We start from the raw sequence: 23590 nt of genomic DNA, 5'->3' as shown, positions 1-23590 counted from the left end.
TCGCCCACGTGCGAGGACAGTGTCCTTCGGCGACGGAATTCCCGATTGATACAGGTCAACGCCATCCAGACCAGCATACGCTCACCGCGACGGCGTGGACTCGCGATTCAGCGCAGCGGGCACGTCATACCGCTTGTAGGAATATTCCTATAACGTCTGCCGGACCTCCTAGGTGCGGTTAAAGCGCCGCCGATACTTTTTCGAGATAAGACCATCGATACTGATCGTCATGGATGCCGCCACATCAACCACCGTATCGAAGGTCTATCTCGTCGACGACGCGATCGAAGTCAGGCGACGCCTGGCGCGCCTGCTCGGCGCGATTGCCTGCGTCGAGATCGCGGGCGAAGGGGAAGATGCGGACGAAGCGCTGGAAGGCATCCTGGAGTCGCACGCGGATGTCGTCGTGATGGACGTGCGCCTCGCTGGGGGAAGCAGCCTCGCGCTTATCGAAGCGCTCTCCCGCGCGCGACCCTCCATCATCAAGATCGTTTTGACGAACCACACTGCGCGCGCATTTCGCGATGCGTGCGCGGCGGCAGGCGCTGACCTCTTCTTCGACAAGACAGCCGAATTCGATGCAGCCTGCCGCGCCATTGAGGCCATTGCACAGTCGCGCCGCGCGCGCTCGTGAACGAACAGGAGCCGAACATGCATGCCGCAACCGCTCAAGTATCCGACCACCCGATGACGCGCATCCCCAAAGTCGTGCCGATCCGGGCCGTGCAGCCGGCGCCGGTGCGCGCGCCCCGTTGCTCCGCCTGTTCGATGCGGACCATCTGCATGCCGCCCGAGTTGACCGTCGACGATCTGGCCAGGCTCGATTCGATCATCTGCTCGACCCGTTCCGTCAAGCGCGGCGAAACGCTCTACCGCTCCGGCGATGCGTTCCAGAGCATCTACGCGGTGCGCGCCGGCTCGTTCAAGACGGTCGTCATGCATCGCGATGGCCGCGAGCATGTGACGGGCTTCCAGATCGCAGGCGAATCGCTGGGTCTCGACGGTGTCTGCGCGGGTCATCACAACTGCGATGCGATCGCGCTCGAGGATAGCGTCGTCTGCATCATCCCGTTCGCGCAACTCGAAGTGCTCTGCCACGAGATGAAGTCGATGCAGCATCACATCTATCAGATGATGAGCGGCGAGATCGTGCGCGAATCGAGCCAGATGATGCTGCTCGGCACCATGACGGCCGAACAGCGCGTCGCGACGTTTCTTCTCAATCTGTCGCGGCGCTTCAAGGCGCGCGGATTCTCGGCTGCCGAATTTCATCTGCGCATGACGCGCGAAGAAATCGGCTGCTATCTGGGGATGAAGCTCGAAACCGTGAGCCGCATGTTCTCGAAGTTCCAGCGCGAACGGCTCGTCAACGCGAACGGCAAGACCATCCGCATCGTCGATGCCGAGGCGCTCGCGCGCGTTTGATCGCCTGCCCGGTTCTGTGTATCGCTGACGCTCGCGGCGACGTCCTCTCGCCGCATTGACTGATTGCGCGAGCGCGCCGGCATGGCTCGACTGTCGAAGACATGGCCATGCCGAACGCGCGGCAAACTCCATCCATTCATCCTTCCTTTCGCGCTCCGCACCGCGCAACGCGGCGCGTCCGTACGGCATTTCGCGCTCACGCCCGCCTCGCTTTCGATAGCCGGTTATCTGAAGCGCTATGTGTGCTATAGCGCATCTCGGGCGCGCGAATGCTGGCAAGTTAAGTCACATCATGCTGACCGTCTGGATGAAGCCAGGCCCGATGCGGCGCCTGGTGGAAGCCCTGATACTGCAACTACGAAGGCGCGGCATGAAGCGTTTCGGGATGTTTCCGCAGGGAAGCGGAATGCGATCGGGGAGCATAACGGGACATTGGCATTGACTTGCGTTTGCCGTGTACGACCACAGGCGAGGTAACAACCATGAGAATCAGGACATTGCTCGGGTCCACGGCGTTGACCGCGGCCCTGGTACCGGCCCTGCTGTGCGCTACCGCATGGGCCGATGGACCGAAGTCGGCTTATGACAATGGCGGCGTCAGCACTGCATCGCTCGATCCGGGCGAAGAGCAGATGACCGCCGATGACGAAAACAAGGCGCGCCTGAAGGATCTGAGCGATGCCTATCACAACGGCTACAACGCCCGCGCCAAGGAAGACGCCGAGACGTATGCGTCGCTGAAGGAACAGCTGAAGCAATCGCCGAAGGCATCGGTGCAGCAACCTCCGCCATTGCCGCCCGGTGCGCCCGGCGACGACGCCGCCCAGGTGAGGCGCGTCAGTCAGCCGCGCGTGGCGCAGCAGCCGCTGCAAACCCAGCCGGCGTACGACGACGAAGCAGCGCCCGTGCAGTACGCGCCCGCACCGCGGCCGCGCTACCGGCCCGCGCCGATGTACGCTCAGGCGCCCGCCTACGACGAGCCTGTCGAAGAGCCCGGCACCGTCGTCTTTCAGCCTTATCAGCCGCCCCCGCCCGTGCAGTACGTACCCGTCTATCAGCCCGTCTATGTGAGTCCGCCTGTCGTGCAGCAGGTCATGCCCGCGCAGTACGCGGCGACGTGGCCCGTTTATCGGCCGCGCTATTACGGGTATGGCTGGCGTTGAAAAGCAAGGCGATCAGCGGCTGGGCGCATCGCCAGCCGCTGATCGGCGAATGGACATGCATCGGCCCCGAGGGGCTCGCGCTCACACAGTCATCCCGTGCATCCGGCGTCCGAAATGCGCGCGCTCCGCGCTGTCCATCAGCGCGAGGAACTGCTCGGTGTCCATGTGCACCAGTTCCTCGTGATTGCCCGCCTCGAAGTAGACGTCCGGCTGACGGGCCAGGCTGTCGTCGAGATAGGTTTTCATGCCATAGGCGGCGCATACGGGCGGCAGCGCGCCGTATTCGCAGTCCTTGAACAGCTCGCGCAGATCAACTTCCTTGGCGAGCGAAAGGCGGCGCCCCGTTTTCGACCAGAGCTCGGATAGCCTCACCGCGTAGGTCGACGGCAACACGGCGGCGATATAGCCTTGCTCGTCTTCGAACAGCACGGTCTTCGCGAGACGATCGCCGGGAATGTGGGCGGCCGCCGCCGTTTCCATGCTGGAATGGCTGTACGGATGGCGCAGAATCTCGTACCGCGAGCCCTTGTTGCGCAGGCAGTCCTCGAGCGTTGCAGACATTGACATGGCGTACCTCCTTTCGAACAAACGGAGAGAGGGAAATAGTTCGGCTGCATCCCTTCAGGATAGTTCGCTCGCGGGTGAAAAGCAGATTGGTGTCGGTGTTACGCAGAACCGCATGCCCGTCCGCCGCGATCCGATGCCCGCAGCGCAGTGCGTCGCATCGCATCGCCCGCGCATCGCGTCATCTCGCAGCGCAGACGCGCTCAGCCAGGCGTCAGCCCTTTCTCCTTCAGCCATTCGAGATTGAACAGCCGGCTTCGATACAGCTCGCCGCGATCGCACAGCAGCGTCACGATCGTATGACCCGGCCCCATCTGCCGCGCGAGCGATACGGCCGCCGCAACGTTGATGCCCGTCGATCCGCCGACATACAGCCCTTCCTCGCGCAGCAACCGGTACACCATCGTCACGCACGACGAATCGTCGATGCGGCAGGCATCGTCGATTGCCGTGCCTTCGAGATTCGCCGTGACGCGCGACGAGCCGATGCCCTCCGTGATCGAGTTGCCTTCCACCTTGATGTCCCCCGTCTTCACGAAGCTGTAGAGCGCGCTGCCGTGCGGATCGGCGAGCACGATCCGCACGCCTGGGCTCTTTTCCTTCAGGAAGCGGCTCACGCCGGCGAGCGTCCCGCCCGTGCCCGTCGAGCAGACGAACGCATCGACTTTGCCTGCCGTATCGCGCCAGACTTCCGGGCCCGTCGTCTCGTAGTGCGCCTGCCGGTTCACGACGTTGTCGAACTGGTTGGCCCAGATCGCGTTGTCCATTTCCTGCGCGAGACGTCCGGCGATCTTTTGATAGTTGTTCGGGTCTTTATACGGCGCTGCGGGCACGGGCCGCACTTCCGCGCCGAGCACGCGCAAAAGCTCCATTTTCGCGGGCGATTGCGTATCGGGAATCACAATCACGCAGCGATAGCCCCGCGCCGCGCAGATATGCGCGAGGCCGATGCCCGTATTGCCCGCCGTCCCTTCGACGACCGTGCCGCCGGGCTTGAGCGCGCCGCGCCGCTCGGCGTCCTGGATGATGTAGAGCGCGGCGCGGTCCTTCACGGAACCGCCCGGATTGAGAAATTCGGCCTTGCCGAGAATTTCGCAGCCGGTCTCCTTGCTGAGCGCCGCGAGCCTGATGAGCGGCGTATTGCCGATGCATCCGACGAAACCTTGCCGTACAGCCATGAGCGTCCCCTTTCTAGTCGTCGGCAGCGTGACCTGCCATACGGAAAGAATAGGCGAAGCGCTCGCGAGGTCGTTTCGCCGCTAGCGGCTAGATCGTCACCGCTTCGCGCAGGAAGTCCACCAACGCGGACTGCGTAGCATTCATCGTGCCGCCCGCGCCGATCAACGCAAGCTCCGTCGGCGGCAGACGCGGCAAGTCGAAACACACGCTGTGCTCGGAAAGAACGGCTGTCGTCGGCAGCACGGTGATGCCCAGGCCGGAGGCCACCGCCGCCTGAATGCCCGTCAGGCTGTGACTGCCGAACGCCACGCGCCAGCTGCGCTGCGCCTGATCGAGGCAGCGGATCGCGCGCAGCCGGTAGACGCAGCCTTGCGGAAAGAGCGCGAGCGGAATCGGCTCGCCGCCCTCGTCGGGCACTTCGATCTCGCGGCCGCGCACCCACACCAGCGACTCGGGCCATGATGCAAGACACTGGCCGCTTCCCGGCTCGCGCTTCACGAGCGCAATTTCGATCTCGCCGCCCGACAGCTTGCGATGCAGATCGGCGCTCATGCCTGCGACCGTTTCGAGCCGCGCTTCCGGCCTTTCCCTGACGAAGCCGGAAAGAATCGACGCCATGCGCTTCGCGTCGAAGTCTTCCGGCACGCCGATGCGGATCGGCGTGCGCCACGCGTCGCTCGCGAGCGCGTCCTGTGCTTCCTGCGACAGCGCGATCAGACGCCGCGCGTATTGCGCGAGCAGTTCGCCGTGTTCCGTTGCCGTGACCTGGTTGCCCGTGCGGTCTCTCAGCAGCAGCGTGCGGCCCACCATCTCTTCGAGACGCCGCACCTGCTGGCTGACAGTCGATTGCGTGCGATGCACGCGTTCGCCGGCTCGCGTGAAGCTGCCCTCGTCGACGACGCAAACGAGCGTGTTCAACAGATCGAGATCGAGCATGGCGGGCGCCTCATATTTATGTTTCCACTGACAGTGACATTTTAATTTAATTTCCCAATAACGGTCGCGCGGCTTAGCCTGTTGTTCACCACTTTTATTCATTTCGACGCTTCAGCAAAGGAACGAATCATGTCGCTCGACAATACGCGTCGCCCTTCGTGGCTGACCTTCGACTGTTACGGCACACTGATTCAATGGGACGAAGGCTTGCAGGCGGCCGTCGCGGAAATACTTGCCAGCAAGAGCGCGACGGCGATCGATCCGCGCGAACTGATCGCCGTCTATGACCGGCACGAACACGCGCTCGAACAGACGCCGCCTCATCGCAACTTTCGTGAAATCGCGGGTGAAGCACTGCGTATCGCGCTTGGCGAATTCGCGCTGCGTGTGGACAGCAAAGATATCGGCACGCTAACCGACCACATCTCCGCGATGCCGCCGTTTCCCGAAGTGGTCGAGTCGTTGCGCGCGTTGAAGGAAAAGGGCTATCGTCTATGCATCGTCTCGAATACCGACGATGACGTGATCGCCGGCAACGTCGCGCAACTCGGCGGCCATATCGATCGCGTGATCACCGCGCAGCAAGCGGGCGCGTACAAACCGGACCGCCGGCTTTTCGACTATGCTCACGAACAGCTCGGCGTATCTCACGAAGATGCGGTGCATATCTGCGCAAGCCCGCATCTGGATCATGCGGCCGCGCGCGATATCGGCTTTCGTTGTGTGTGGATCGATCGAGGCACAGGGCGCAAGCTCTTGCCCGACTACACGCCCGACGCAATCGTGCCGACGCTCAACCGCGTGCCGCCGCTCTTCGCATCGCTTGGCTGGTGAATATCGGCTCGTGAACATCAACGGCAAGGGGATCGTTCTTCATGGCTCATACGCTCAACGTCAAGGTCACGGCTGCCTCGCGCCGCGCGACGCTCGACTCGGACGCCGTGCGCGCCGCTCGCGTCGAACTCGCGGCCTGCTTTCAGCTGGCTGCGCAGTACGGCTTCGAAGAAGGAGTCTGCAATCACTTTTCGGCAGTCGTGCCGGGGCACGACGACCTCTTCTTCGTCAACCCATACGGCTTTGCGTTTTCGGAGATCACGGCGTCGCGGCTTCTGATCTGCGATTTCGACGGCAACGTGATCGACGGCGATGGCCAGCCCGAAGCGACTGCCTTCTTCATCCACGCGCGTTTGCATCGCGCGCTGCCGCGCGTAAAGGCCGCGTTTCACACGCATATGCCGAACGCGACCGCGCTGTGCCTGATCGAAGGCCCGCCGCTGTTATGGCTCGGACAGACGGCGCTGAAGTTCTATGGCCGCACGGCCGTCGACGAGCAGTACAACGGCCTCGCGCTCGACAATTCGGAAGGCGATCGCATCGCGCGAGCAATGGGCGACGCGGACATTCTCTTCCTGAAGAACCACGGCGTGATGGTGGCGGGCGCAAGCATCGCCGAAGCGTGGGACGATCTGTACTATCTGGAGCGAGCCGCCGAAGTACAGCTCAAGGCGATGCACAGCAACCGCCCGCTCAAGCCCGTGCCGCACGACGTGGCGCAACGCACGTACGAGCAGATGAGGCTGGGCGACAAGGAAAGCGCGCGTGCGCATCTCGACAGCGGAATGCGTCGCTTGCGCGAGGCGGGGAACCCGTTCGAGTCGTGACGGCCTACGATGGCGGCGTGTTCTGCTTTCGTATGCCCGTCGCGGGCATCGCGTTCACGCCACTTCTACGGTCACTTCGGGCAGCGCGCGAAACGGCGCCAACAGTTCGTCGGTCGCCGTCGCAGAAGTAATGAGCCGCCAGTCGCGCTGAATCGGCGTCCAATGCTGCTGACGCGCGCGCCCTAGCTTCGCCGAATCGGCGAGCACGATGATCTCGGCTGCGCGCGCCACGATGCACTCTTTCAGGTAAGCCTGCTGAGCCGTCGTCTCGCACAGGCCGAAACCCGCGACGACGCCGTCCGCGCCGAGAAACGCGCGATCGACGGTCAAGCGGCTCAGGATCAGTTCGGCCAGCGGCCCGAGCGTGCTCATGCTCGATCCGCGCAACTCGCCGCCGATCAGCGTGAGCCGCACGCCCGGCGCATTCGCAAGCGACGTCACCGCGAGCAGATTGTTCGTCACCACGTGCAGGTTTTCTCGCGCGCACAGATGGCGCGCGAGCGCCGCACACGTCGTTCCACCGTCGAGCAGCACCGTGTCGCCCTCGCGGACATGCGCGGCCGCCGCTTGCGCAATCGCTTCCTTCTGCTCGCTCTGCGCGGCCTTGCGTTCTTCGAGCGACGCTTCCGGCTCATGCACGCCGACCAGCGCCGTCGCGCCGCCATACGTGCGCACGAGCCGCCGCTGTTTCGCGAGTGCAGTCAGATCGCGCCGGATCGTCGCTTCCGATACACCGAGCGCAGCGCACAACTCCTCGACGTTGGCATCGCGCGTACGAACGAACTCAAGAATTGCCTGATGACGGTCAGTCGTTTTTTTCACATCGGCAGCAGCGTGAGAAAGGGTCTCGATCTTACACCAGCGATGCACGCACACGGCATCGAGGCCATGCGTACCGCACATCGCTTTGCTTCGATTCGCTTAACGCCGGGTCGCCAGTTCCGCGCCCTGACGCAGCGCTTCGAGCATGCTGCCTTCATCGACGATGCCCTTGCCCGCGATGTCGAATGCCGTGCCGTGATCGACGGACGTGCGGATCACTTCGAGCCCAACCGTCACGTTCACGCCCGCTTCGAGGCCGAGCACCTTCACGGGACCATGCCCCTGATCGTGATACATCGCCACCACCAGATCGAAGTCGCCACGGCCCGCGCGGAAGAACAGCGTGTCGGCGGGCAGCGGGCCCGTCACATCGAGGCCGCGCTCCTGCAGCACCTTGATCGCGGGAATGATCTTCTCTTCTTCTTCGCCGTAGCCGAACAGGCCGTTTTCGCCCGCATGCGGATTGATCCCGCACACACCGATGCGCGGCTTCTCGATGCCCGCCTTCACGAGCGTCGCGTGGCCGCGCGCGATGGTCCGCTGCACGAGACCCGGCTCGATCTTGCGGATCGCGTCGATGATGCCGATATGCGTCGTCACGTGAATCACGCGCAGTTGCGGCGCGACGAGCATCATCGACACCTCTTCGACACCCGTCAGGTGCGCGAGCATTTCCGTGTGACCCGGAAATTTGTGGCCGCCTGCATGCAGCGCTTCCTTGTTGAGCGGCGCGGTGCAGATCGCATCGATCTTGCCCGCTTCCGCGAGCTCGACGGCGCGCTTGATGTACTGATACGCAGCGTCGCCGGCCAGCGCCGACAACTGACCGAACGGCAGGTCGTCGGGGATCAGGCCAAGGTCGATGCAGTCGATCGTGCCCTGCTCGTAGCGCGCTTCCGATGCATCGCCGATGCGGCGAATCTTCATCTCGCCGCCGACGATCTGATTCGCGCGTTCGAGGCGCTTCGCATCGCCGATCACGAGCGGACGGCATTGCGCGTAGACGGACGAATGCGCGAGGCTCTTGACGACGACTTCCGCGCCAACGCCGGCTGCATCGCCCATCGTGATGCCGATTACAGGAAGATAGTTGCTCATGATGTGATCTCGTCAGGCTTCAAGGTTTGATTCTGGTTCATGCACGGACGTCAATGCGGGACGACGTCCGGTTCGGTCGGTTCGGTTTCGTTGCGCAGCGTCAGCCATGCGGCGTACAACGCGTGATCGGTGCCGAATGCACCCGCCTTCGTCACGACGCCGGGGCAATGCGTAAGCGCGGCGCCAAGCGGCCGGCCGACGGCGACGCCCGCTTCGACTTCGGCCAGCAATTGCAGACTGCCGATACGCGCGGCCGTGAGCATCGCGCGCGCCGTCTCGCCGCCCGTCGCGATCACGCCGCCCGTCTTCGTGAAGTGCGGCTCGACGAGCGCCGCGAGCGCCGTCGAAAGTCGCGCGCCTTCGGCGGGATCGAATGCATCGTCGCGGCCGATTCGCAGCAGCAGATCGACGCCCGCCTGCAACGACACGCCAATCTGCTCCTGCAACGCGCGCCAGTCGCGATGGCTCTGGCCTTCTCGCAACACGGCGGGCGGCACGACCAGTTCTTCGACGCCGCCACGTTCGCGCAGCATCGCGCACTGACGCTCGCTGACAGCCGACAGGCTGCCGACGAGAATCAGGATCGGCCCGCCGGGAAACGGCGCAACGTCCGGCTTGCGGCCGGCTGCGCCGTTACGCGGATTCAGCGCGGCGATCTCGCGCGCGAGACCGCCCGAGCCGACCCAGAAGAACGGCGCATCGCTGTGCAGTGTCGACTGGGCGAGCGCGCGCAGCGACTGCTCGCTCTGCGTATCGACGATCAGCGCCTGCACGCCGTTCGCGGCCATCGCGCCGATGCGCACGGCAAGCGTCTCCGGTTCGTCGCGCAACGCTTCGGCGTCGAGCCGGTCCGTACTCAGACCGGCCGCTTCGAGTTGCGTGGCGATATCGGCGGGCAGTCCCGCGTGTTCGAGCTTCCACGTGGCCGTCTCTTCGAGCGGTTCGCCGTACACGTAGACGCAGCCGTCGCGCACCGTGCGCCCCGTCGCGGGAAACGCGGGCGCGACGATCGCCATGCCCGCGAGCGCTTGCAGACCCGCGACTTCGGCGGCCCAGTTGCCGCGCAATGTCGAGTCGATTTTCTTGTAGAGGCGCTGGTCGCGCGCGCTCATTTCCGCATAGGCGGCCGACGTGCGCGCCGCCGCGTCGCGTGGCGCGAGACGACGCGTGTCGGTATCGACGGCGATCGTGTCCGCGCCATCATGTGCCTGCGTGCGCTGCGCGTCGAGCGTGACGACCGTCCGATGGCCGGCGCTCGCGAATCCGATCGCGCAGTCCGCGGCACCCGACAGGTCGTCCGCAATGATCAAGATCTTCATCGTGCCAGCCCTTGGCGATTCTCCGTGCGTGCGCGTTCGTTGCGCTGCTGGTAGCGCTTCGCAATCGTCGAGGTGAGGATCGGCGACAGGATCGCCGTCACGACGACGCACGCGGCAACCAGCAAGGTCGCGCTCTTCGCGGCTTCGTTGTACACGGGGTTCGCCGCGGCGACGAGCGCCGGCACGGCAGCCGCATTGCCCGCCGTATTGGCCGCCGCCACTCCGGCGACGCCCGTGCCGCCCGTCAGACGGTCGGCGAAATACAGCGGAATGCCCGTTACGATCACGACGGCGATACCGAGACCGATACCCAGCAGTCCAGCTTGCCACACCTTGTGCAGATCGAGACCGGCGCCGAGCGCGAGCGCAAAGAACGGGATCATCACGGGCACGGCCTTTGCGAGGAAGTCGCGCATGTCGCGATCCAGATTGCCGAGCAGCATGCCGAGCGCAAGCGGCAGAATGCTGCCGACCAGCGTCTGCCACGGGAACGCCGACAGACCCGCGACGCCCAGCGTCACCATCGTCAGGAACGGGCCCGATTCGAGCGACATCAGCGTATAGGCGCCGACGTCTTCCGAGCGGCCGTATTGACCCATCAGCGCCATGTACAGGCCACCGTTCGTGTCGTTCATCGCGGCGACGACCGCGAGCGTCGAGATGCCCGCGAAGAGCCCCGCCGAAACCGGCTGCTCGCCGATGATATGCCCCAGAATCACGCCGACGATCACCGCCGCGCCCACCTTCGTGACCAGCAGCGCGCCGCCCTTTTTCATCAGATACGGCGTGGCCTTGACGTCGATGCCCGCGCCCATGCAGACGTAGAACACGGCGAGAATCGGCAACGCGCCCGTAAACAGCGCACTGGTGAACGAACCGAAGAATTTCGGCATGCCCGGCATGAACGTCGCCACCAGCGAGCCGATGAGCAACGGCACGATCATCATGCCGCCGGGGACGCGCTCGATCGAGCGCTTGATGGGAATCTGAACCATGCGAGTCTCCTTCCTGGCTTTATTTGTCGCGTCCAAGCCGCGATTTTGATTGAAACACTCACCATTAGATCAAAACGATCAGTTTGCAGTGTAGTCCGATCTGGCTGATTGCGCAAATCGGTCAATCAATTTGAGCGAATCGATCATTTTGAGTGGTGGCGGAAGAAGGTGTGAGCGCGCTCGAAGTAGCGGGATTGCGGCGAAAATGCGAAAAGACAGGCGGCCCGTCATCAGGGCCGCCTGTCTCTACTCAACGGTATGGGTCGTCGGAGCGACCGCGTGCTCCGTAATCGCGGACGTTAACGCAATCGCATCACTGCGCCTTGCTCGCCGCGGCGATGATCGCGTCCGCCACCGCTTGCGGCTGGCTCAGCATCGCGACATGGCTCGCGTTGACGTGCGTCACGTGCGCCTTCATCTGCCCAGCCATCGCGTCCTGCAAGCGCGGATCGATCATGCGGTCCTGGCTCGCGACGACGAAGTACGAAGGCTTGTTGCGCCATGCCGCGTCGGTCACTTTGTCGTCCGAGCATCCGGCGAACCACGGGCCTTGCGTCGCGGCCACGACGCGTTTTTCGGCTGCGTTCAGGTCCTGCGCGAAATCGTCGTCGATTGCTTTCGACGACAGCCTCAGGAAGTTGCCCGAGTCCTTTTGCAGCTCGCTCGCCCATGCGGGAGCGGGCTTGCCCTTGATCACGTCGTTGAGCGACTGCCCGCTGTCGGGCGCGAAGGCGGCGACGTAGACGAGCGCCTTCACCTTGTCGTCGTTGCCCGCCTGGCTGATCACGACGCCGCCCCACGAATGCCCGACCAGCACCACGGGACCTTGCTGCGCGTCGATCGCGCGCTTCGTCGCGGCGGCATCGTCGGCGAGCGAGCTCAACGGATTCTGCACCGCGACGACGTGCAGGCCGCGCGCTTCGAGCAACGGGATCACCTTCTCCCAGCTCGAACCGTCCGCGAACGCGCCGTGCACCAGCACCACGTTCTTGCCCTTCAGATCTTGCGGCTGCGCCGCGTGCGACGCCTGCAACGACAACAGGCCTCCCATCAGCATCACCGCGGCGAGGCACTTCCTGATCAGCGAATTCATCTTCGATACTCCTTCAAGTGGTCAACACGGATCGAAGCATCGCCGAAGGCCGCGACAACGGGTATCGGTCAAATGACCGACCTTGCGTCGCTCGGGTTTCGCGCCGCGGGTATAGTAGGCGCGACAGAGCAACCTGAACCGTGGACCATGCAGACATCGACGTGCACTTCCGGCGGCCCCGCCGTTCGCGTATTCGATGCCGTCAAGGCGCTCGCCTTCATCGGCGACCTGAGCATGGGCCAGCCGACCGATCATTCCGTCCGCACCGCATGGCTCGCGCTGCGGTTGGCCCACGCGGCAGGACTCGGCGAAGCGGACATCATGGCCGCGCGCGAAGCGTCGCTGCTGCGCTGGTCCGGTTGCACGGCGAACGCGTCGGGTTTCGCCGAAGCGCTCGGCGACGACGTGTCGAGCCGCGAAGCGATGCTTGCGCTCAAGCCGGACTGGGCCGGCCCGCCCGAGATGCAGGACAACATCGGCTCCGTCATCACGCCCCTCGCGCGCATTCACTGCGAGGTGTCGGGCGAAGCGGCGCGGATGCTCGGGCTCGAAGGCGGTACGGAAGCGACGCTGCGGCATGTGTTCGAAGCGTGGGACGGCAGCGGCACGCCCGATGGTCTGCGTGGCAGCGCTGTGCCGGAAACCGTGTTCGTCGTCGCGCTTGCGGGCGAGCTGGAAATCTTCACGCGGATCTACGGGATCGAACGCGCACAATCGTTGATCGGCCATCGCGCCGGCTCGCGCTATCCGGATCATCTCGCGAAGGTCGCGATCGAACATGCGGCGCAATGGCTCGACGAACTCGAACGCGCGGACGCATCGTCGATCGACGACGCGCTGTTGACGCCTCGCATGAACGAAGTCACGCCGATCGAACTGATCGCCGACATCGTCGATCTCAAGCTGCCGTGGATGGTTGGCTATTCGCGCGGCGTCGCCGCGACGGCTGCCGCGTGCGCCGCCCGTTTCGCGCTCGATGCGAACGCGCAGAACCGTCTCTATTGCGCAGGGCTGATTCACGGCATGGGACGCGCGGCCGTGCCGAACCCCATCTGGAACGCCCCCGCGCGCCTATCGCAGGCGGCGTGGGAAAAAGTGCGCCTCGTGCCGTACTGGACATCGCGCGCGGGCAAGCAGACGGGCGCGCTCGCCGATGCTGCCGAACTGGGCTCGTATGCATACGAGCGCATCGACGGCTCGGGCTATTTTCGTGGCGCGTCAGGTAGCGCGCTGTCGTTCGAAGCGCGAGTGCTCGCGACCTCGGCCGCGTGGGTGGCATTGCGGGCGGCGCGTCCGTGGCGCGATGCGCTATCCGCCGGCGAAGCCGCGAAGCTGTTGCGCGACGAAGCGGCTCAGGGACATTTCGATCGCGATGTCGTCGATGCATTGATCGACACACGTCCGTCGCAGCGCCGGGTCGTGAATCCGCGCGCGCAGTCGGCGCGGCTGTCCGCGCGAGAGGTCGACGTATTGCGTGAAATCTCGCGCGGCGCGAGCAACAAGGAAGCGGCGCGCGAACTCGCGTTGAGTCCGAGCACGGTGCGCACGCATGCCGAAAGCGTCTTTCGCAAGCTGGAGTGCTCGACGCGCGCAGCGGCTACGTTGAAGGCGTTGGCGCTCGGACTGATCTGACGCGCCCCGGTCCCTTTTAAACGAGCGACGCTTACGCCGCCGCAATCACGTCGATACGCAGCGCTTCGCCACCCGCCGCGATTTCCAGCAGGCGGTCGACGTTAGGATGCGCGCCCGGTCGATTGCGCGCATCGGCGGTGTGCTCGGCAAATACGGCAAGGCCGTGTTCCGCGGCCTTCGCATCGAGCGCGCCGAACGCTTGACGCAGATAGTGATAGACCGCCAGCGAGCCCTGTTTGCCCGGCTTGTTCTCGATGCTTGCCACGATGGCGCCCTTGCCGTCGACGAGGTCGATACGCTCGATACCGTCGATGCCCGGCAGTTGTGCGAGGTTGTCCTTGAATACGTTGCTCGGTTGAATCACTGAATACGCTCCGTCGGTTCGGAAAATAACGTGTGGGCCCGCATTTTATCCGATCGCTTTTATTCGATCGCTTCGACACGCGAATCGTCTGCACAGAAGTCATGACATAACGCACACGCAGTTTTTCTCATCTGCTGCTATCGATTTCGCGTCATCTGCGTCTTGCCCGCCATAGCTTCGGCCAGTAGATTTGAAAGCACATTTCACATTGGGACAGTAGTGTTCCGCATCGCCGGATGGCGGCGCGCGAAGCACATGCCCTCGACATCAGCCATGTATCAGTACAACGAGTTTGACAAGTCCTTCCTGCTGAATCGCGCCGCGCAGTTCCGCGATCAGATCGAACGCTGGCAGGACGGCCGGTTGAGCGAAGACGCATTCCGTCCATTACGCCTGCAAAACGGCTGGTATGTGCAGCGGCACGCGCCGATGCTGCGCGTAGCCGTTCCTTATGGCGAACTGTCGAGCGCACAGATTCGCGTACTTGCGCGTGTCGCGCGCGAATACGACGCGCCGGAAGAAGACGTCTATCGACGCGCGCTCGACGCGCAGCGCAAGCTCGGCACAGTGCGTCTCCCAACGCGTCATGCGCACTTCACGACGCGCACCAATGTACAGTTCAACTGGATTCCGCTCGCGAAAGCGGCCGATGTGATGGACCTGCTCGCGACCGTCAACATGCACGGCATCCAGACGAGCGGCAACTGCATCCGCAACATCTCCTGCGACGAACGCGCGGGCGTCGCGCCCGATGAAATCGCAGACCCGCGCCCTTTCGCGGAAATCATGCGCCAATGGACGACGCTGCATCCCGAGTTCGCTTTTCTGCCGCGCAAATTCAAGATCGCGATCACGGGCGCAAGCGACGACCGCGCGGCGACGGACTGGCATGACGTCGGGCTTCGCCTTCGCTACAACGAACATGGCGAACTGGGCTTTCGCGTGATGGTGGGCGGCGGCATGGGACGCACGCCCGTCATCGGCACGGTGCTGCGCGAATTTTTGCCGTGGCAGCACATCATGAATTACATCGAGGCCGTCGTGCGCGTCTACAACCGGTACGGACGGCGCGACAACAAGTACAAGGCGCGCATCAAGATTCTCGTGAAGGCGGAAGGCCAGAAGTACATCGACGAAGTGGAAGACGAGTTCCGCCAGATCGTCGAGCATGACGGTGGACCGCATACGATTCCACAGGAGGAACTGGATCGCGTCAGCGCGTATTTCGTGCCGCCTTCTGTTTCCGCGCCGCATGAGACGCCGGACGCAAATGCGCGCGAGCAGATGCACGACACTGCCCGGCAGAATCCGCAATTCGCGCGCTGGCTGGAGCGCAATGTCGCGCTTCACAAGAATCCGTCGCTGAGGATCGTCACGTTGTCGTTCAAGCGTCTGCTACAGGCACCGGGCGATGCATCGGCGGATCAGCTCGATCGCGTCGCGGATCTCGTGGACCAGTATTCGGCGGGAGAGGCGCGCGTAACGCACACGCAAAACATCGTGCTGCCGTGGGTGCATGAAGACGATCTGCTTGCGTTGTGGAAAGCCGCACTCAGCGTGGGTCTCGCGAGCGCGAACGTGCATCTGCTCACCGACATGATCGCGTGCCCCGGCGGCGACTTCTGCGCGCTCGCCAACGCGCGCTCGCTGCCCGTCGCAGAGGCGATCACGGAGCGCTACCAGGACCTCGACGAACTCGAAGACATCGGCGAAGTGGATTTGCACATCAGCGGCTGCATCAATTCGTGCGGGCATCACCATAGCGGACATATCGGCATACTCGGCGTCGACAAGGATGGCGCCGAGTGGTATCAGGTCACGCTGGGCGGGTCCGATGGATCGCACGCAAGCGGCAATGCGCAGCCGGGCAAAGTGATCGGCCCATCGTTTTCAGCGCATGAAGTACCCGACGTGATCGAAGCGGTGCTGCGCACCTACGTCGAACACAGGCGCGCGGACGGCCTGCGCCGCGAGACTTTCATCGAAACCGTGCGGCGCGTGGGCCTCGATCCGTTCAAGGCTGCCGCAAACGCGGCGCGCACACCGATGGAGCTTCCCGCATGAACGGCAACACACGCATCAGGCTTCTCGACGCGGCGACGCACCTCGCGGATGCCACCGATCGCATCGCCGCGCTCGATAACGACGCCGATCCACTCGATCACCGCGACGCGATTGCGCAAGCGCAGCGCGTCGACCTTCACTTCCCGAGCTTCACGGACGGCAGAGCATATAGCCAGGCGTATCTGATCCGGCGACGGCTCGGCTTCAACGGAGACCTGCGCGCAACGGGTGAAGTACTTGCCGATCAACTGATGCAGATGGAGCGAACGGGTTTTTCGAGCGCGGTGCTCGGCGAAGGTATCGATTCGGGCGACGCGCAAAGGCAACTCGATCGTTTCGCGTCTTTTTATCAGGGCGATGTGGTTCGCGATGCGCCGTTCCGACGCCACGAGCAGGAAGCGAAAGCGGACGGCTGACGATCCGGCGCGCACCAGCGCAGTCTGTGAATGCAAATTGCCGCGATGCGCGTCTACGCATCGCGGCTTTTTTCTTTTTACTCGCGCTTCACACGTCAGTCATGCGCAAGCGCGCGCACGATCGTGATCTGCGTCGGCATCATATTGATGTCCGCGTTGTGAATGACCCACAGCGAACCGGCGACGATGATGACAATCGCCAACGCGGTACAGACGAAGATCGCCGTATTCGCGCGCTCATCGGCGGCTGAACCGAGATGCAGAAAGTACTTCACTGCACGATTTCGCTTGGCGGGTGCACGCTGCGCAACGAATTGACTTCGGCATTGAGAAAGCTCGTTGCACGGCTGGAACGCAAGCCGACTGCCGGTGATCGGCTGCTGATATAGCGTCAGAAAGAACTGCTGCGATCGAATAGAAGTAAACTGCTTCTGTACGGAAGTCCGGCGCACGCGAATAATCCGTTCAACGCTGCTCCGAACACTTCCTTACTCCTTTTATCGTTCGAAGCGCGCCGGGATCACTGCGCGAGTGCCCGCGGCCCACGACCTTCAACCCGCAGAGCTTGCAGCTATGTAACATATCGAGCGTGGCAGGCACTAAACCTCTGCCCCTTATGGCGCGGAGGTTTTTTTATCGTCTGCCGTTCCTTGCCTGGGCTCTGCGCCATCGTCGTCCCAGTCATGCCACTCGACGTCGTGATGCGCCAGATACTTATCCACGGCTACGCCAAGCGTGGGAAAGAAGTACTCGCCGCCCAATCTGTCGAACAGATCGTACTGCCGCAGCATATCCTTGACGGGGCCTTTCATCTCCGCAAAGCAGAGTTCGATTTGTCGTTCGCGCAAGCGCGCATGCAAGTCGGCGAGTACTTCTGCGGCGGTGATGTCGATGTCGGTAATCGGCTCTGCCGCAACCACGACCCATTGGGCAGGCGTAACGGCCGATGCAATCGCGCGCTGCACATGCTCGCGAAAGATCTCCGCATTGGCGAAAAACAAAGGCGCGTCCCAACGAAAGAGCACAAGCCCCGGAATCGTTCGCGCTTCAGGATGCCGCGAAATATCGTGATAGCCCTTGCGTCCATCCACGCGTCCGAGCACGGCATCGTAAGGGCGCCACGCGCGCCACACGAATGCCATCAACGCGAGTCCCACGGCGATGAAGATGCCTTGGATGGGACCGATCAGCGCGACGCCCGCAAAGCATGCGATCGATTGCACGAATTCGCTTCGACGCAATCGACGCAGACGAATCACATCGCGCACCTCGAAAAGCGCGAGACCCGCGGCGACGACCACTGCGCCGAGCGCGGCTGCGGGCAGCGTGCGCAACAGCGTCGGCGCAAAGATCAGCAACGCAGACACGCACAGCGCCGCGACGATGCCCGTGAATTGCGTCTTCGCGCCCGCCGACTCGGCGACAGGCGTTCGCGACGCGCTGCTCGTCACGGGAAAGCCCTGAAAAAGCCCCGTGACGATATTCGCCGCACCGAGCGCGACCAGTTCCTGATCACGGTCGACGCTTTCGTGGTGGCGTTCGGCGAACACACGCGAAAGCACCGCGATATCCGCGAGCGAAATCAGCGCGATCGCGATCGCGCCAGGCAGTAACGCCACGATTTCATCGAGCGAGACCAGCGGAACCGACGGCAGCGGCAACCCTTGCGGAACATTGCCGACGACGGCCACACCCGCGTGCCGGTCAAGATCGAAAAGCGCGACGGCCAATGTCGCGCCGACGACGGCGACGAGTATCCCCGGGACAACCGGCAGCCAGCGCTTGAATCCGAAAATCACCAGCAGGCACGCAACGCCGATCAAGCAGGTCACGCCGTTCACCTGCCCGTTAAGCACGCCACGAACGAGACCGGCGGCGTCTTGCAGCAGGTTGCTGCCCTCGACATCGAAGCCCAGCAGCTTTGGCGCCTGGCTGATGATGACGGTGAGCGCGACGCCGTTCAGATAGCCCTGACGAATCGGCCTGGAGAGCAGATCCGTGACAAAGCCGAGACGGCATACGCCCACGGCAATGCAAAACACGCCCGACAGAATCGCGAGCATGCTGGCCAGCACCAGCAGGCGCTCGGTGTGCGCGCCCGCCAGTGGCAACACGATCGAAGCGATCAGCGCGGCCAATGCCGAGTCGGGACCGAGCACGAGAATGCGGCTCGGTCCGAACAGTGCATACGCGGCAATTCCCGCTACGGTTGCATACAGCCCCGAAATTGCGGGCAGGCGCGCCGCCTCAGCGTAGCCCAATCCCGCAGGGACGAGCACTGTCGTGAGCACCAGGCCCGCAACGACGTCGTGCGAAAACCAGGCGCGCTGATAAGACCGCAGCGTCGCAATGCCCGGCATGCGCCGCAGCAATCGATTGAGCGAAGCGATCGCGGCGCCGTCCGAATTGCTGGTCATGCGACTCATCGCGTACCTCTTGAGTCAGATTTGCGGGGTCTCGCGTTAACTTTATAGACGGAGCCGCGCGAAATGGACGGGAATAAAGCGAGCGCACTCACTCTTTAGTTTCGTCGAAGCTCACAAAAACGCGTTCACGCATGCTGCCGGCGGCGTTGCAATCGCTCGATCAGTTCGAATACGGCCATTCCGCCCAGCATCGCGACGACGAAACCCAAGGCTTTCGGATATCCGGCGCCGAGCGCGACCAGTGCCGGCCCCGGACAGAACCCCGCGATGCCCCAGCCCACGCCAAAGAACGCGCTTCCGAAAATGAGCCTTGCCGTTACGCTAGTGCTAGCGGGAATTTGCATCGGCAGCCCGAGCAGCGATTTCGAGCGGCGTTTCGCGAGCAGAAATGCAGCCGACGCGACACCGATTGCACCGATCATCACGAATGCAAGCGACGGGTCCCATCGCCCTGCAATGTCGAGAAAGCCGAGTACTTTTGCCGGATTGGCCATGCCCGAGACTATCAGGCCGACACCGAACAGCAGCCCGGCCACTAACGCAGTCAGCACGTTCAACTCAGCCTCCCACCAGATGCCGCAGCACGAACACCGTCACGAAGCCCGCCGCCATGAACGTCGCCGTCGCCGCTAGCGAGCGAATCGATCCGCGCGAAATGCCGCACACGCCATGACCGCTCGTGCAGCCACTCGCGTAGCGCGTGCCGACACCCACGAGAAAACCGGCGACGATGATTTCACCCCATCCTGCCTGGATATCGGGCGATAGCGGCCGGCCGAACGCGCTCGCCAGAATGGGCGCGCCGATGAGTCCCGCGATGAACGCCGCGCGCCAGCCGGAATCGTCGCGCGAGGCGCGCAGCAGGCCGCCCAGAATGCCGCTAATACCGGCGATTCGTCCGTTGAATAGCACCAGCACGGCGGCGGCGACACCGATGACGATACCGCCCGCAAGAGAAAAGAATGGAGTGAAGCTCTGCACATCAATCGACACGACACCTCCTGATTTGCATTCGCATAAAACCGTTATAGGGCACGGCTACGGATGCAATTGTTTCCTGTGTGCGCCGCGAATGGAAGATGCTTGCGGCGTCGCGACGCGTTTTCGCTTTTGCTGTGTCGTTGAATGCTCCGGCGCACGTATCGGTCTTGCGCCATAAACGAAAGCCTATAGCCTGCCAAACTTTCTTTTATTGTTTCGCGCGACAGACGCGACCTTACACTTAGCGAACCCTTAGCGAGCCATAACGAGCCGGCGAGACTCGAAACGCCACCTTTGTCCACGCGAAAACGCCAATCACAAGGAGACGATGCCCGCTCTGCAGGGCATCAGCACCTATGCCTTCGACCCTCGTCTATACGCATTCTGCCTGCCTGAACCATCAACCGGGGCCGCATCATCCGGAGTCGCCGGAACGTCTGAAGACGGTGCTGAACATCTTGCGCGCGCCCGAGTTCGCCGCGCTCGAATGGCGCGACGCGCCGATGGGCACGCTCGAACAGGTGCAGCTCATCCACGAGCGGAACTTCATCGACGAGGTTGCGGACATCGCGCCGACACAGAGCTACATGCCACTGGATGGCGGCGATACCGTCATGTCGCCGGGCTCTTGGGAAGCCGTGATGCGTTGCGTGGGCGCGGCATGTGCGGGCGTCGATGCCGTGCTCGGCGGAGAAGCCCGCAACGTGTTCTGCGCGACGCGTCCTTGCGGACATCACGCAGAACCATCGAGAGCAATGGGTTTTTGCATCTTCAATCAGGCTGCAATCGCGGCCGCATACGCTTATGACGTGCACAAGCTGGAGCGCGTCGCGGTTGTCGATTTCGACGTTCATCACGGCAATGGCACGCAGGCCGCGTTCTACAACCGGCCCGAACTCTTCTATGCATCGAGCCATCAATCGCCGCTTTATCCGGGCACGGGCGCGGCTGCCGAAACGGGCGTGAGCAACAACATAGTCAATGTGCCGCTGCCGCCAGGTTGTGATTCCGCATTGTTTCGCACGCGCATCGAAGCCGGGATGCTACCAGCCATACGCCATTTCGAGCCCGAGCTGATCATCATCTCCGCCGGTTTCGACGCGCATCGGTTAGATCCGCTTGCGGCGTTACGTCTCGACGATGGCGACTTTCACTGGATCACCCGCGAACTGACGCGCATTGCCGACGGAACATGCAATGGGCGCATCGTGTCGATACTCGAAGGCGGGTACAGCACAGAAGGGCTCGCGGGCGGCACGCGCGAGCATGTGCGCGCGCTGCTGGGCCTGTAACGCGCATCGAGGATTCGACTCATACCGGATGGCGCGCAATGGGCTGTCCGTGTCCACTCGTGCTTTGCGAGCGCAGCAGCCGTTGAAAAATCAGAATATGCAGGTGCGCGAGCAACGGGACGTTGAAGCACGGAATGAGAATCCACGGCAACGTCGTCATCAGATCGCTGCTCGTGCCCCCGTCGGCAAAACCAAAGGGAATGCCCGACGATGAAGCCGCGCCCAAAAAGATCGCGTCCGCCAGATCGAACAGTCCGAGCGCGCTCCAGACCAGTGTGGCAACGCGCCACGCCGGTGCTTGGGTCGCGGCCATATAAGCGACTGGCAATGCCAACGCGCCGATCGCCATATCTCCCCATCCCGCCGCAGGTGCGAACGGTGCGGGCAACCTGCCCTCCCAAAAGAGCAAGACGAACAATACGCCCAGCAATCGCATTGCATGCACGCCGATCAGCACCGGCAAAGGAATCGCGCCGAGCGCATCGCGCAACGCGCCTTGCCGCATGCTCAGGTATGAGAGCACTGCGAATGGCACGATGACCGCGATGCCCAATCCCGCCGGGCCCATTCCACGCGAGGCACCCAGCACGCCCGTCGCGCCGCATGCCACGACCAGTGCGAACCATGCGCCGAACGCGCTGCCCGCAACGGCGCGCTGTCTGACGTTCCAAGCAGAAAAATGCAGGTAGACAAATACCACGAGTGCTGACACCGTCCCCAGCACGACCGCACCTATCACGTCGATCATCGCAGTCTCCTACAATATGACGACCATCATTTTGATAAAATATGTCGCTCATCATATTTTGTCAACCCGAAGAACAGGGAGGCATTCATGCCGTGGAGTGAAGATCATAAACAGGCGACGCGACGCCGGATTGTCGAAGCCGCCGCGCGCGCAATTCGCGAACACGGACCGGACGGCGTCAGCGTGGCAGCCATCATGAAGAGCGTCGGCTTGACGCATGGCGGCTTCTACGCGCATTTCCAATCGAAGGAAGCGCTCATCGCTGAGGCCCTTTCCCACGCGACGGACGAAACGCTCGCCTGGCTCGACAGAACGGCAACCACCGCGAAGGATGGGCAGACACCCGCATTGGCCGATATTGCCGACGCCTATCTCAGCAACATCCATTGCGAGCATCCCGACCGGGGCTGCGTGCTCGCTGCGTGCGGCACGGAGCTTGCGCGCGCCGACGACCTCGCGCGTATCGCGTGTAGCGACAACGTGCGGGCCTATTTGCGCTGGCTCGGGCAGCATAGTCGCGCGGACCAGCGCAGCGAGCGATCGCGTGAGGCGACGGGCGCGTTGGCGGCGATGATCGGTGGGATGGTTCTGGCGCGCGCTACGGAAGACCCCGCTGAAGCGCGAAAGATTCTGGCCGCCGTGCGCGGCTTCGTGCGAGGCGCGTTGAAAGCGGATAAGGGCGCTGGTTAGGAACCGTCGAGCGCCGCTGGCGACACGACGGTTGCGCAACGACTAGTGCACGGACAACAGGCCCGCGACCTGGTTCGACTTTGTCTGCGCGGCGATGTCCATTGCCGTCATTCCGCGATTGTCTTTTAGCGATGCATTCGCGCCGCGCGCGAGCAGCAGCTTTACGGTGTCGGCGCGGTCGTAGCCTGCGGCCCACATCAACGCGGTGAGTTCGTTCTTGTACTGCCTGTTGACGTCGATGCCGGCGTCGAGCAACTGCTTCACGACCTGCGTCTGTCCCTGGCCGGCTGCGTATTCCATCGCGGTCTTGCCGACGCGGTCCGTCGCCATCGGATCGGCGCCGTGCGCGAGCAGCAACGCAACGATCTCTTCGTAACCGCCATACGCGGCCGCCATCAAAGCCGTGATACCCGGCGCGTCGGCATGCTTCACGTTCGCGCCATGTTCGATCAACGTGCGCGCGGTGGCGGCGTCGCCCCTCTTGCACGCAGTGATCAGCGCCGTGTCGCCGATGCGGTTTTCCGCATCCACGGATGCGCCGCGTGCGAGCGCCGCATCGACGCTCGCGCGATCGCCGTCTTTTGCAGCGGCAAGCAACTGGCGATTCGTTTCGCCCTGGTCCTCAGCGAGCGCCGGCAACGGCAACGCCGATGCAAGCGCGCACGACACAAGCAATGCACGTGCAACATATCCGACCGTCTGTCTCATTTCGCCTCCCTGGC

The 23590-nt window shown here is 63.3% G+C and carries 24 protein-coding genes and 1 pseudogene; 10 read left to right on the top strand and 15 right to left on the bottom strand.

Annotation, left to right across the window (positions count from 1 at the left end):
• Positions 1 to 229 precede the first annotated feature (229 nt).
• From AABE10_RS15075 to AABE10_RS15065, 3 genes are all read left to right on the top strand, one after another.
• Entirely contained in the window at positions 230 to 634 is a 405-nt protein-coding gene (locus tag AABE10_RS15075; protein WP_342934075.1) for a response regulator transcription factor, read from the top strand.
• A gap of 17 nt (positions 635 to 651) precedes the next feature.
• Positions 652 to 1425 carry a fumarate/nitrate reduction transcriptional regulator Fnr gene (gene fnr / locus AABE10_RS15070; protein ID WP_428983320.1) on the top strand — a complete coding sequence of 258 codons (774 nt, stop codon included), beginning with the start codon at positions 652 to 654 and terminating at the stop codon, positions 1423 to 1425.
• A 482-nt stretch (positions 1426 to 1907) separates the two neighbouring features.
• On the top strand, positions 1908 to 2588 hold the full coding sequence (locus tag AABE10_RS15065; RefSeq protein WP_342934074.1) for a hypothetical protein: 681 nt from the start codon (positions 1908 to 1910) through the stop codon (positions 2586 to 2588).
• A gap of 81 nt (positions 2589 to 2669) precedes the next feature.
• Here AABE10_RS15065 and AABE10_RS15060 read toward each other — a convergent pair whose 3' ends face one another.
• The 3 genes from AABE10_RS15060 to AABE10_RS15050 form a co-directional block, all read right to left on the bottom strand.
• Entirely contained in the window at positions 2670 to 3155 is a 486-nt protein-coding gene (locus AABE10_RS15060; RefSeq protein WP_342934073.1) for a YbaK/EbsC family protein, read from the bottom strand.
• Between the two features lie 200 nt (positions 3156 to 3355).
• Positions 3356 to 4330, bottom strand: a complete 975-nt coding sequence (locus AABE10_RS15055; protein ID WP_342934072.1) for a cysteine synthase A — start codon at positions 4328 to 4330, stop codon at positions 3356 to 3358.
• An 88-nt stretch (positions 4331 to 4418) separates the two neighbouring features.
• The gene (locus tag AABE10_RS15050; protein ID WP_342934071.1) at positions 4419 to 5267 is read right to left on the bottom strand and encodes a LysR family transcriptional regulator; all 849 of its coding nucleotides are present in this window, start codon (positions 5265 to 5267) and stop codon (positions 4419 to 4421) included.
• A gap of 129 nt (positions 5268 to 5396) precedes the next feature.
• On the opposite strand from AABE10_RS15050, the gene AABE10_RS15045 reads away from it, so the two are divergent.
• Positions 5397 to 6101, top strand: a complete 705-nt coding sequence (locus AABE10_RS15045; protein ID WP_342934070.1) for a haloacid dehalogenase type II — start codon at positions 5397 to 5399, stop codon at positions 6099 to 6101.
• 41 nt (positions 6102 to 6142) lie between these two features.
• Complete coding sequence (locus AABE10_RS15040; protein ID WP_342934069.1) at positions 6143 to 6928, top strand: aldolase; 786 nt, start codon at positions 6143 to 6145, stop codon at positions 6926 to 6928.
• A gap of 54 nt (positions 6929 to 6982) precedes the next feature.
• On the opposite strand, the gene AABE10_RS15035 is transcribed toward AABE10_RS15040, so the two are convergent.
• The 5 genes from AABE10_RS15035 to AABE10_RS15015 all read right to left on the bottom strand — a co-directional run bounded on the left by AABE10_RS15035 (position 6983) and on the right by AABE10_RS15015 (position 12255).
• A complete protein-coding gene (locus tag AABE10_RS15035) occupies positions 6983 to 7750 on the bottom strand; it encodes a DeoR/GlpR family DNA-binding transcription regulator (protein WP_342934068.1) in 768 nt (255 codons plus the stop codon).
• A 99-nt stretch (positions 7751 to 7849) separates the two neighbouring features.
• Complete coding sequence (pdxA, locus tag AABE10_RS15030) at positions 7850 to 8848, bottom strand: 4-hydroxythreonine-4-phosphate dehydrogenase PdxA (RefSeq protein ID WP_342934067.1); 999 nt, start codon at positions 8846 to 8848, stop codon at positions 7850 to 7852.
• Between the two features lie 50 nt (positions 8849 to 8898).
• Positions 8899 to 10167, bottom strand: a complete 1269-nt coding sequence (locus AABE10_RS15025; RefSeq protein WP_342934066.1) for a four-carbon acid sugar kinase family protein — start codon at positions 10165 to 10167, stop codon at positions 8899 to 8901.
• Positions 10164 to 11162, bottom strand: coding sequence for a 2-keto-3-deoxygluconate permease (locus tag AABE10_RS15020; protein WP_342934065.1), 999 nt, complete (start codon positions 11160 to 11162; stop codon positions 10164 to 10166). Before AABE10_RS15020 ends, AABE10_RS15025 begins: the two co-directional genes overlap by 4 nt.
• 313 nt (positions 11163 to 11475) lie before the next feature.
• Positions 11476 to 12255: an alpha/beta hydrolase gene (locus AABE10_RS15015; protein ID WP_342934064.1), complete on the bottom strand. Its 780-nt coding sequence runs from the start codon at positions 12253 to 12255 to the stop codon at positions 11476 to 11478.
• 147 nt (positions 12256 to 12402) lie between these two features.
• Between AABE10_RS15015 and AABE10_RS15010 the strand changes: the two genes are divergently transcribed.
• Positions 12403 to 13887 (top strand): HD domain-containing phosphohydrolase, encoded by a 1485-nt coding sequence (locus AABE10_RS15010; protein ID WP_342934063.1) that lies wholly within the window; start codon positions 12403 to 12405, stop codon positions 13885 to 13887.
• A 31-nt stretch (positions 13888 to 13918) separates the two neighbouring features.
• Here AABE10_RS15010 and AABE10_RS15005 read toward each other — a convergent pair whose 3' ends face one another.
• Positions 13919 to 14251, bottom strand: a complete 333-nt coding sequence (locus AABE10_RS15005; RefSeq protein ID WP_342934062.1) for a DUF2322 family protein — start codon at positions 14249 to 14251, stop codon at positions 13919 to 13921.
• Between the two features lie 273 nt (positions 14252 to 14524).
• On the opposite strand from AABE10_RS15005, the gene AABE10_RS15000 reads away from it, so the two are divergent.
• Positions 14525 to 16315 (top strand): nitrite/sulfite reductase, encoded by a 1791-nt coding sequence (locus tag AABE10_RS15000; RefSeq protein WP_342934424.1) that lies wholly within the window; start codon positions 14525 to 14527, stop codon positions 16313 to 16315.
• Complete coding sequence (locus tag AABE10_RS14995; RefSeq protein WP_342934061.1) at positions 16312 to 16731, top strand: DUF934 domain-containing protein; 420 nt, start codon at positions 16312 to 16314, stop codon at positions 16729 to 16731. Before AABE10_RS15000 ends, AABE10_RS14995 begins: the two co-directional genes overlap by 4 nt.
• Before the next feature lie 95 nt (positions 16732 to 16826).
• Here the strand turns inward: AABE10_RS14995 and AABE10_RS14990 are convergent.
• The 4 genes and pseudogenes from AABE10_RS14990 to AABE10_RS14975 all read right to left on the bottom strand — a co-directional run.
• Positions 16827 to 17000, bottom strand: a pseudogene (locus AABE10_RS14990) (cytochrome o ubiquinol oxidase subunit IV); the annotation flags it as partial.
• A 345-nt stretch (positions 17001 to 17345) separates the two neighbouring features.
• Entirely contained in the window at positions 17346 to 19157 is a 1812-nt protein-coding gene (locus tag AABE10_RS14985) for a SulP family inorganic anion transporter (protein ID WP_342934060.1), read from the bottom strand.
• Between the two features lie 125 nt (positions 19158 to 19282).
• Positions 19283 to 19714 carry a YeeE/YedE family protein gene (locus AABE10_RS14980; protein WP_342934059.1) on the bottom strand — a complete coding sequence of 144 codons (432 nt, stop codon included), beginning with the start codon at positions 19712 to 19714 and terminating at the stop codon, positions 19283 to 19285.
• A gap of 1 nt (position 19715) precedes the next feature.
• Complete coding sequence (locus tag AABE10_RS14975) at positions 19716 to 20150, bottom strand: YeeE/YedE family protein (RefSeq protein WP_342934058.1); 435 nt, start codon at positions 20148 to 20150, stop codon at positions 19716 to 19718.
• A 344-nt stretch (positions 20151 to 20494) separates the two neighbouring features.
• On the opposite strand from AABE10_RS14975, the gene AABE10_RS14970 reads away from it, so the two are divergent.
• Entirely contained in the window at positions 20495 to 21430 is a 936-nt protein-coding gene (locus tag AABE10_RS14970) for a histone deacetylase family protein (protein WP_342934057.1), read from the top strand.
• A gap of 19 nt (positions 21431 to 21449) precedes the next feature.
• Here the strand turns inward: AABE10_RS14970 and AABE10_RS14965 are convergent, their stop codons facing one another.
• Positions 21450 to 22178, bottom strand: a complete 729-nt coding sequence (locus tag AABE10_RS14965; protein WP_342934056.1) for a hypothetical protein — start codon at positions 22176 to 22178, stop codon at positions 21450 to 21452.
• An 87-nt stretch (positions 22179 to 22265) separates the two neighbouring features.
• Here AABE10_RS14965 and AABE10_RS14960 point away from each other — a divergent pair, with 87 nt between their 5' ends.
• Positions 22266 to 22868: a TetR/AcrR family transcriptional regulator gene (locus AABE10_RS14960; protein WP_342934055.1), complete on the top strand. Its 603-nt coding sequence runs from the start codon at positions 22266 to 22268 to the stop codon at positions 22866 to 22868.
• 42 nt (positions 22869 to 22910) lie between these two features.
• Here the strand turns inward: AABE10_RS14960 and AABE10_RS14955 are convergent, their stop codons facing one another.
• A complete protein-coding gene (locus tag AABE10_RS14955; protein WP_342934054.1) occupies positions 22911 to 23576 on the bottom strand; it encodes an ankyrin repeat domain-containing protein in 666 nt (221 codons plus the stop codon).
• Between the last annotated feature and the right edge of the window lie 14 nt (positions 23577 to 23590).

The organism is Paraburkholderia diazotrophica (assembly GCF_038900755.1).
Classification (GTDB): domain Bacteria; phylum Pseudomonadota; class Gammaproteobacteria; order Burkholderiales; family Burkholderiaceae; genus Paraburkholderia; species Paraburkholderia diazotrophica_A.
The sequence above is the reverse complement of the archived record's forward strand: the minus strand, read 5'-3'. Positions and strand labels throughout refer to the sequence as shown.

Coding starts and splice junctions, on each gene's coding strand:
- AABE10_RS15000 (WP_342934424.1), top strand. CDS start 14,525: ATGTATCAGTACAACGAGTTTGACAAGTCCTTCCTGCTGAATCGCGCC.
- AABE10_RS14995 (WP_342934061.1), top strand. CDS start 16,312: ATGAACGGCAACACACGCATCAGGCTTCTCGACGCGGCGACGCACCTC.
- AABE10_RS14985 (WP_342934060.1), bottom strand. CDS start 19,157: ATGAGTCGCATGACCAGCAATTCGGACGGCGCCGCGATCGCTTCGCTC.
- fnr (WP_428983320.1), top strand. CDS start 652: ATGCATGCCGCAACCGCTCAAGTATCCGACCACCCGATGACGCGCATC.
- pdxA (WP_342934067.1), bottom strand. CDS start 8,848: ATGAGCAACTATCTTCCTGTAATCGGCATCACGATGGGCGATGCAGCC.
- AABE10_RS15050 (WP_342934071.1), bottom strand. CDS start 5,267: ATGCTCGATCTCGATCTGTTGAACACGCTCGTTTGCGTCGTCGACGAG.
- AABE10_RS15060 (WP_342934073.1), bottom strand. CDS start 3,155: ATGTCAATGTCTGCAACGCTCGAGGACTGCCTGCGCAACAAGGGCTCG.
- AABE10_RS15065 (WP_342934074.1), top strand. CDS start 1,908: ATGAGAATCAGGACATTGCTCGGGTCCACGGCGTTGACCGCGGCCCTG.
- AABE10_RS14955 (WP_342934054.1), bottom strand. CDS start 23,576: ATGAGACAGACGGTCGGATATGTTGCACGTGCATTGCTTGTGTCGTGC.
- AABE10_RS14970 (WP_342934057.1), top strand. CDS start 20,495: ATGCCTTCGACCCTCGTCTATACGCATTCTGCCTGCCTGAACCATCAA.
- AABE10_RS14965 (WP_342934056.1), bottom strand. CDS start 22,178: ATGATCGACGTGATAGGTGCGGTCGTGCTGGGGACGGTGTCAGCACTC.
- AABE10_RS14960 (WP_342934055.1), top strand. CDS start 22,266: ATGCCGTGGAGTGAAGATCATAAACAGGCGACGCGACGCCGGATTGTC.
- AABE10_RS15055 (WP_342934072.1), bottom strand. CDS start 4,330: ATGGCTGTACGGCAAGGTTTCGTCGGATGCATCGGCAATACGCCGCTC.
- AABE10_RS15010 (WP_342934063.1), top strand. CDS start 12,403: ATGCAGACATCGACGTGCACTTCCGGCGGCCCCGCCGTTCGCGTATTC.
- AABE10_RS15015 (WP_342934064.1), bottom strand. CDS start 12,255: ATGAATTCGCTGATCAGGAAGTGCCTCGCCGCGGTGATGCTGATGGGA.
- AABE10_RS15040 (WP_342934069.1), top strand. CDS start 6,143: ATGGCTCATACGCTCAACGTCAAGGTCACGGCTGCCTCGCGCCGCGCG.
- AABE10_RS15020 (WP_342934065.1), bottom strand. CDS start 11,162: ATGGTTCAGATTCCCATCAAGCGCTCGATCGAGCGCGTCCCCGGCGGC.
- AABE10_RS15075 (WP_342934075.1), top strand. CDS start 230: ATGGATGCCGCCACATCAACCACCGTATCGAAGGTCTATCTCGTCGAC.
- AABE10_RS15045 (WP_342934070.1), top strand. CDS start 5,397: ATGTCGCTCGACAATACGCGTCGCCCTTCGTGGCTGACCTTCGACTGT.
- AABE10_RS15025 (WP_342934066.1), bottom strand. CDS start 10,167: ATGAAGATCTTGATCATTGCGGACGACCTGTCGGGTGCCGCGGACTGC.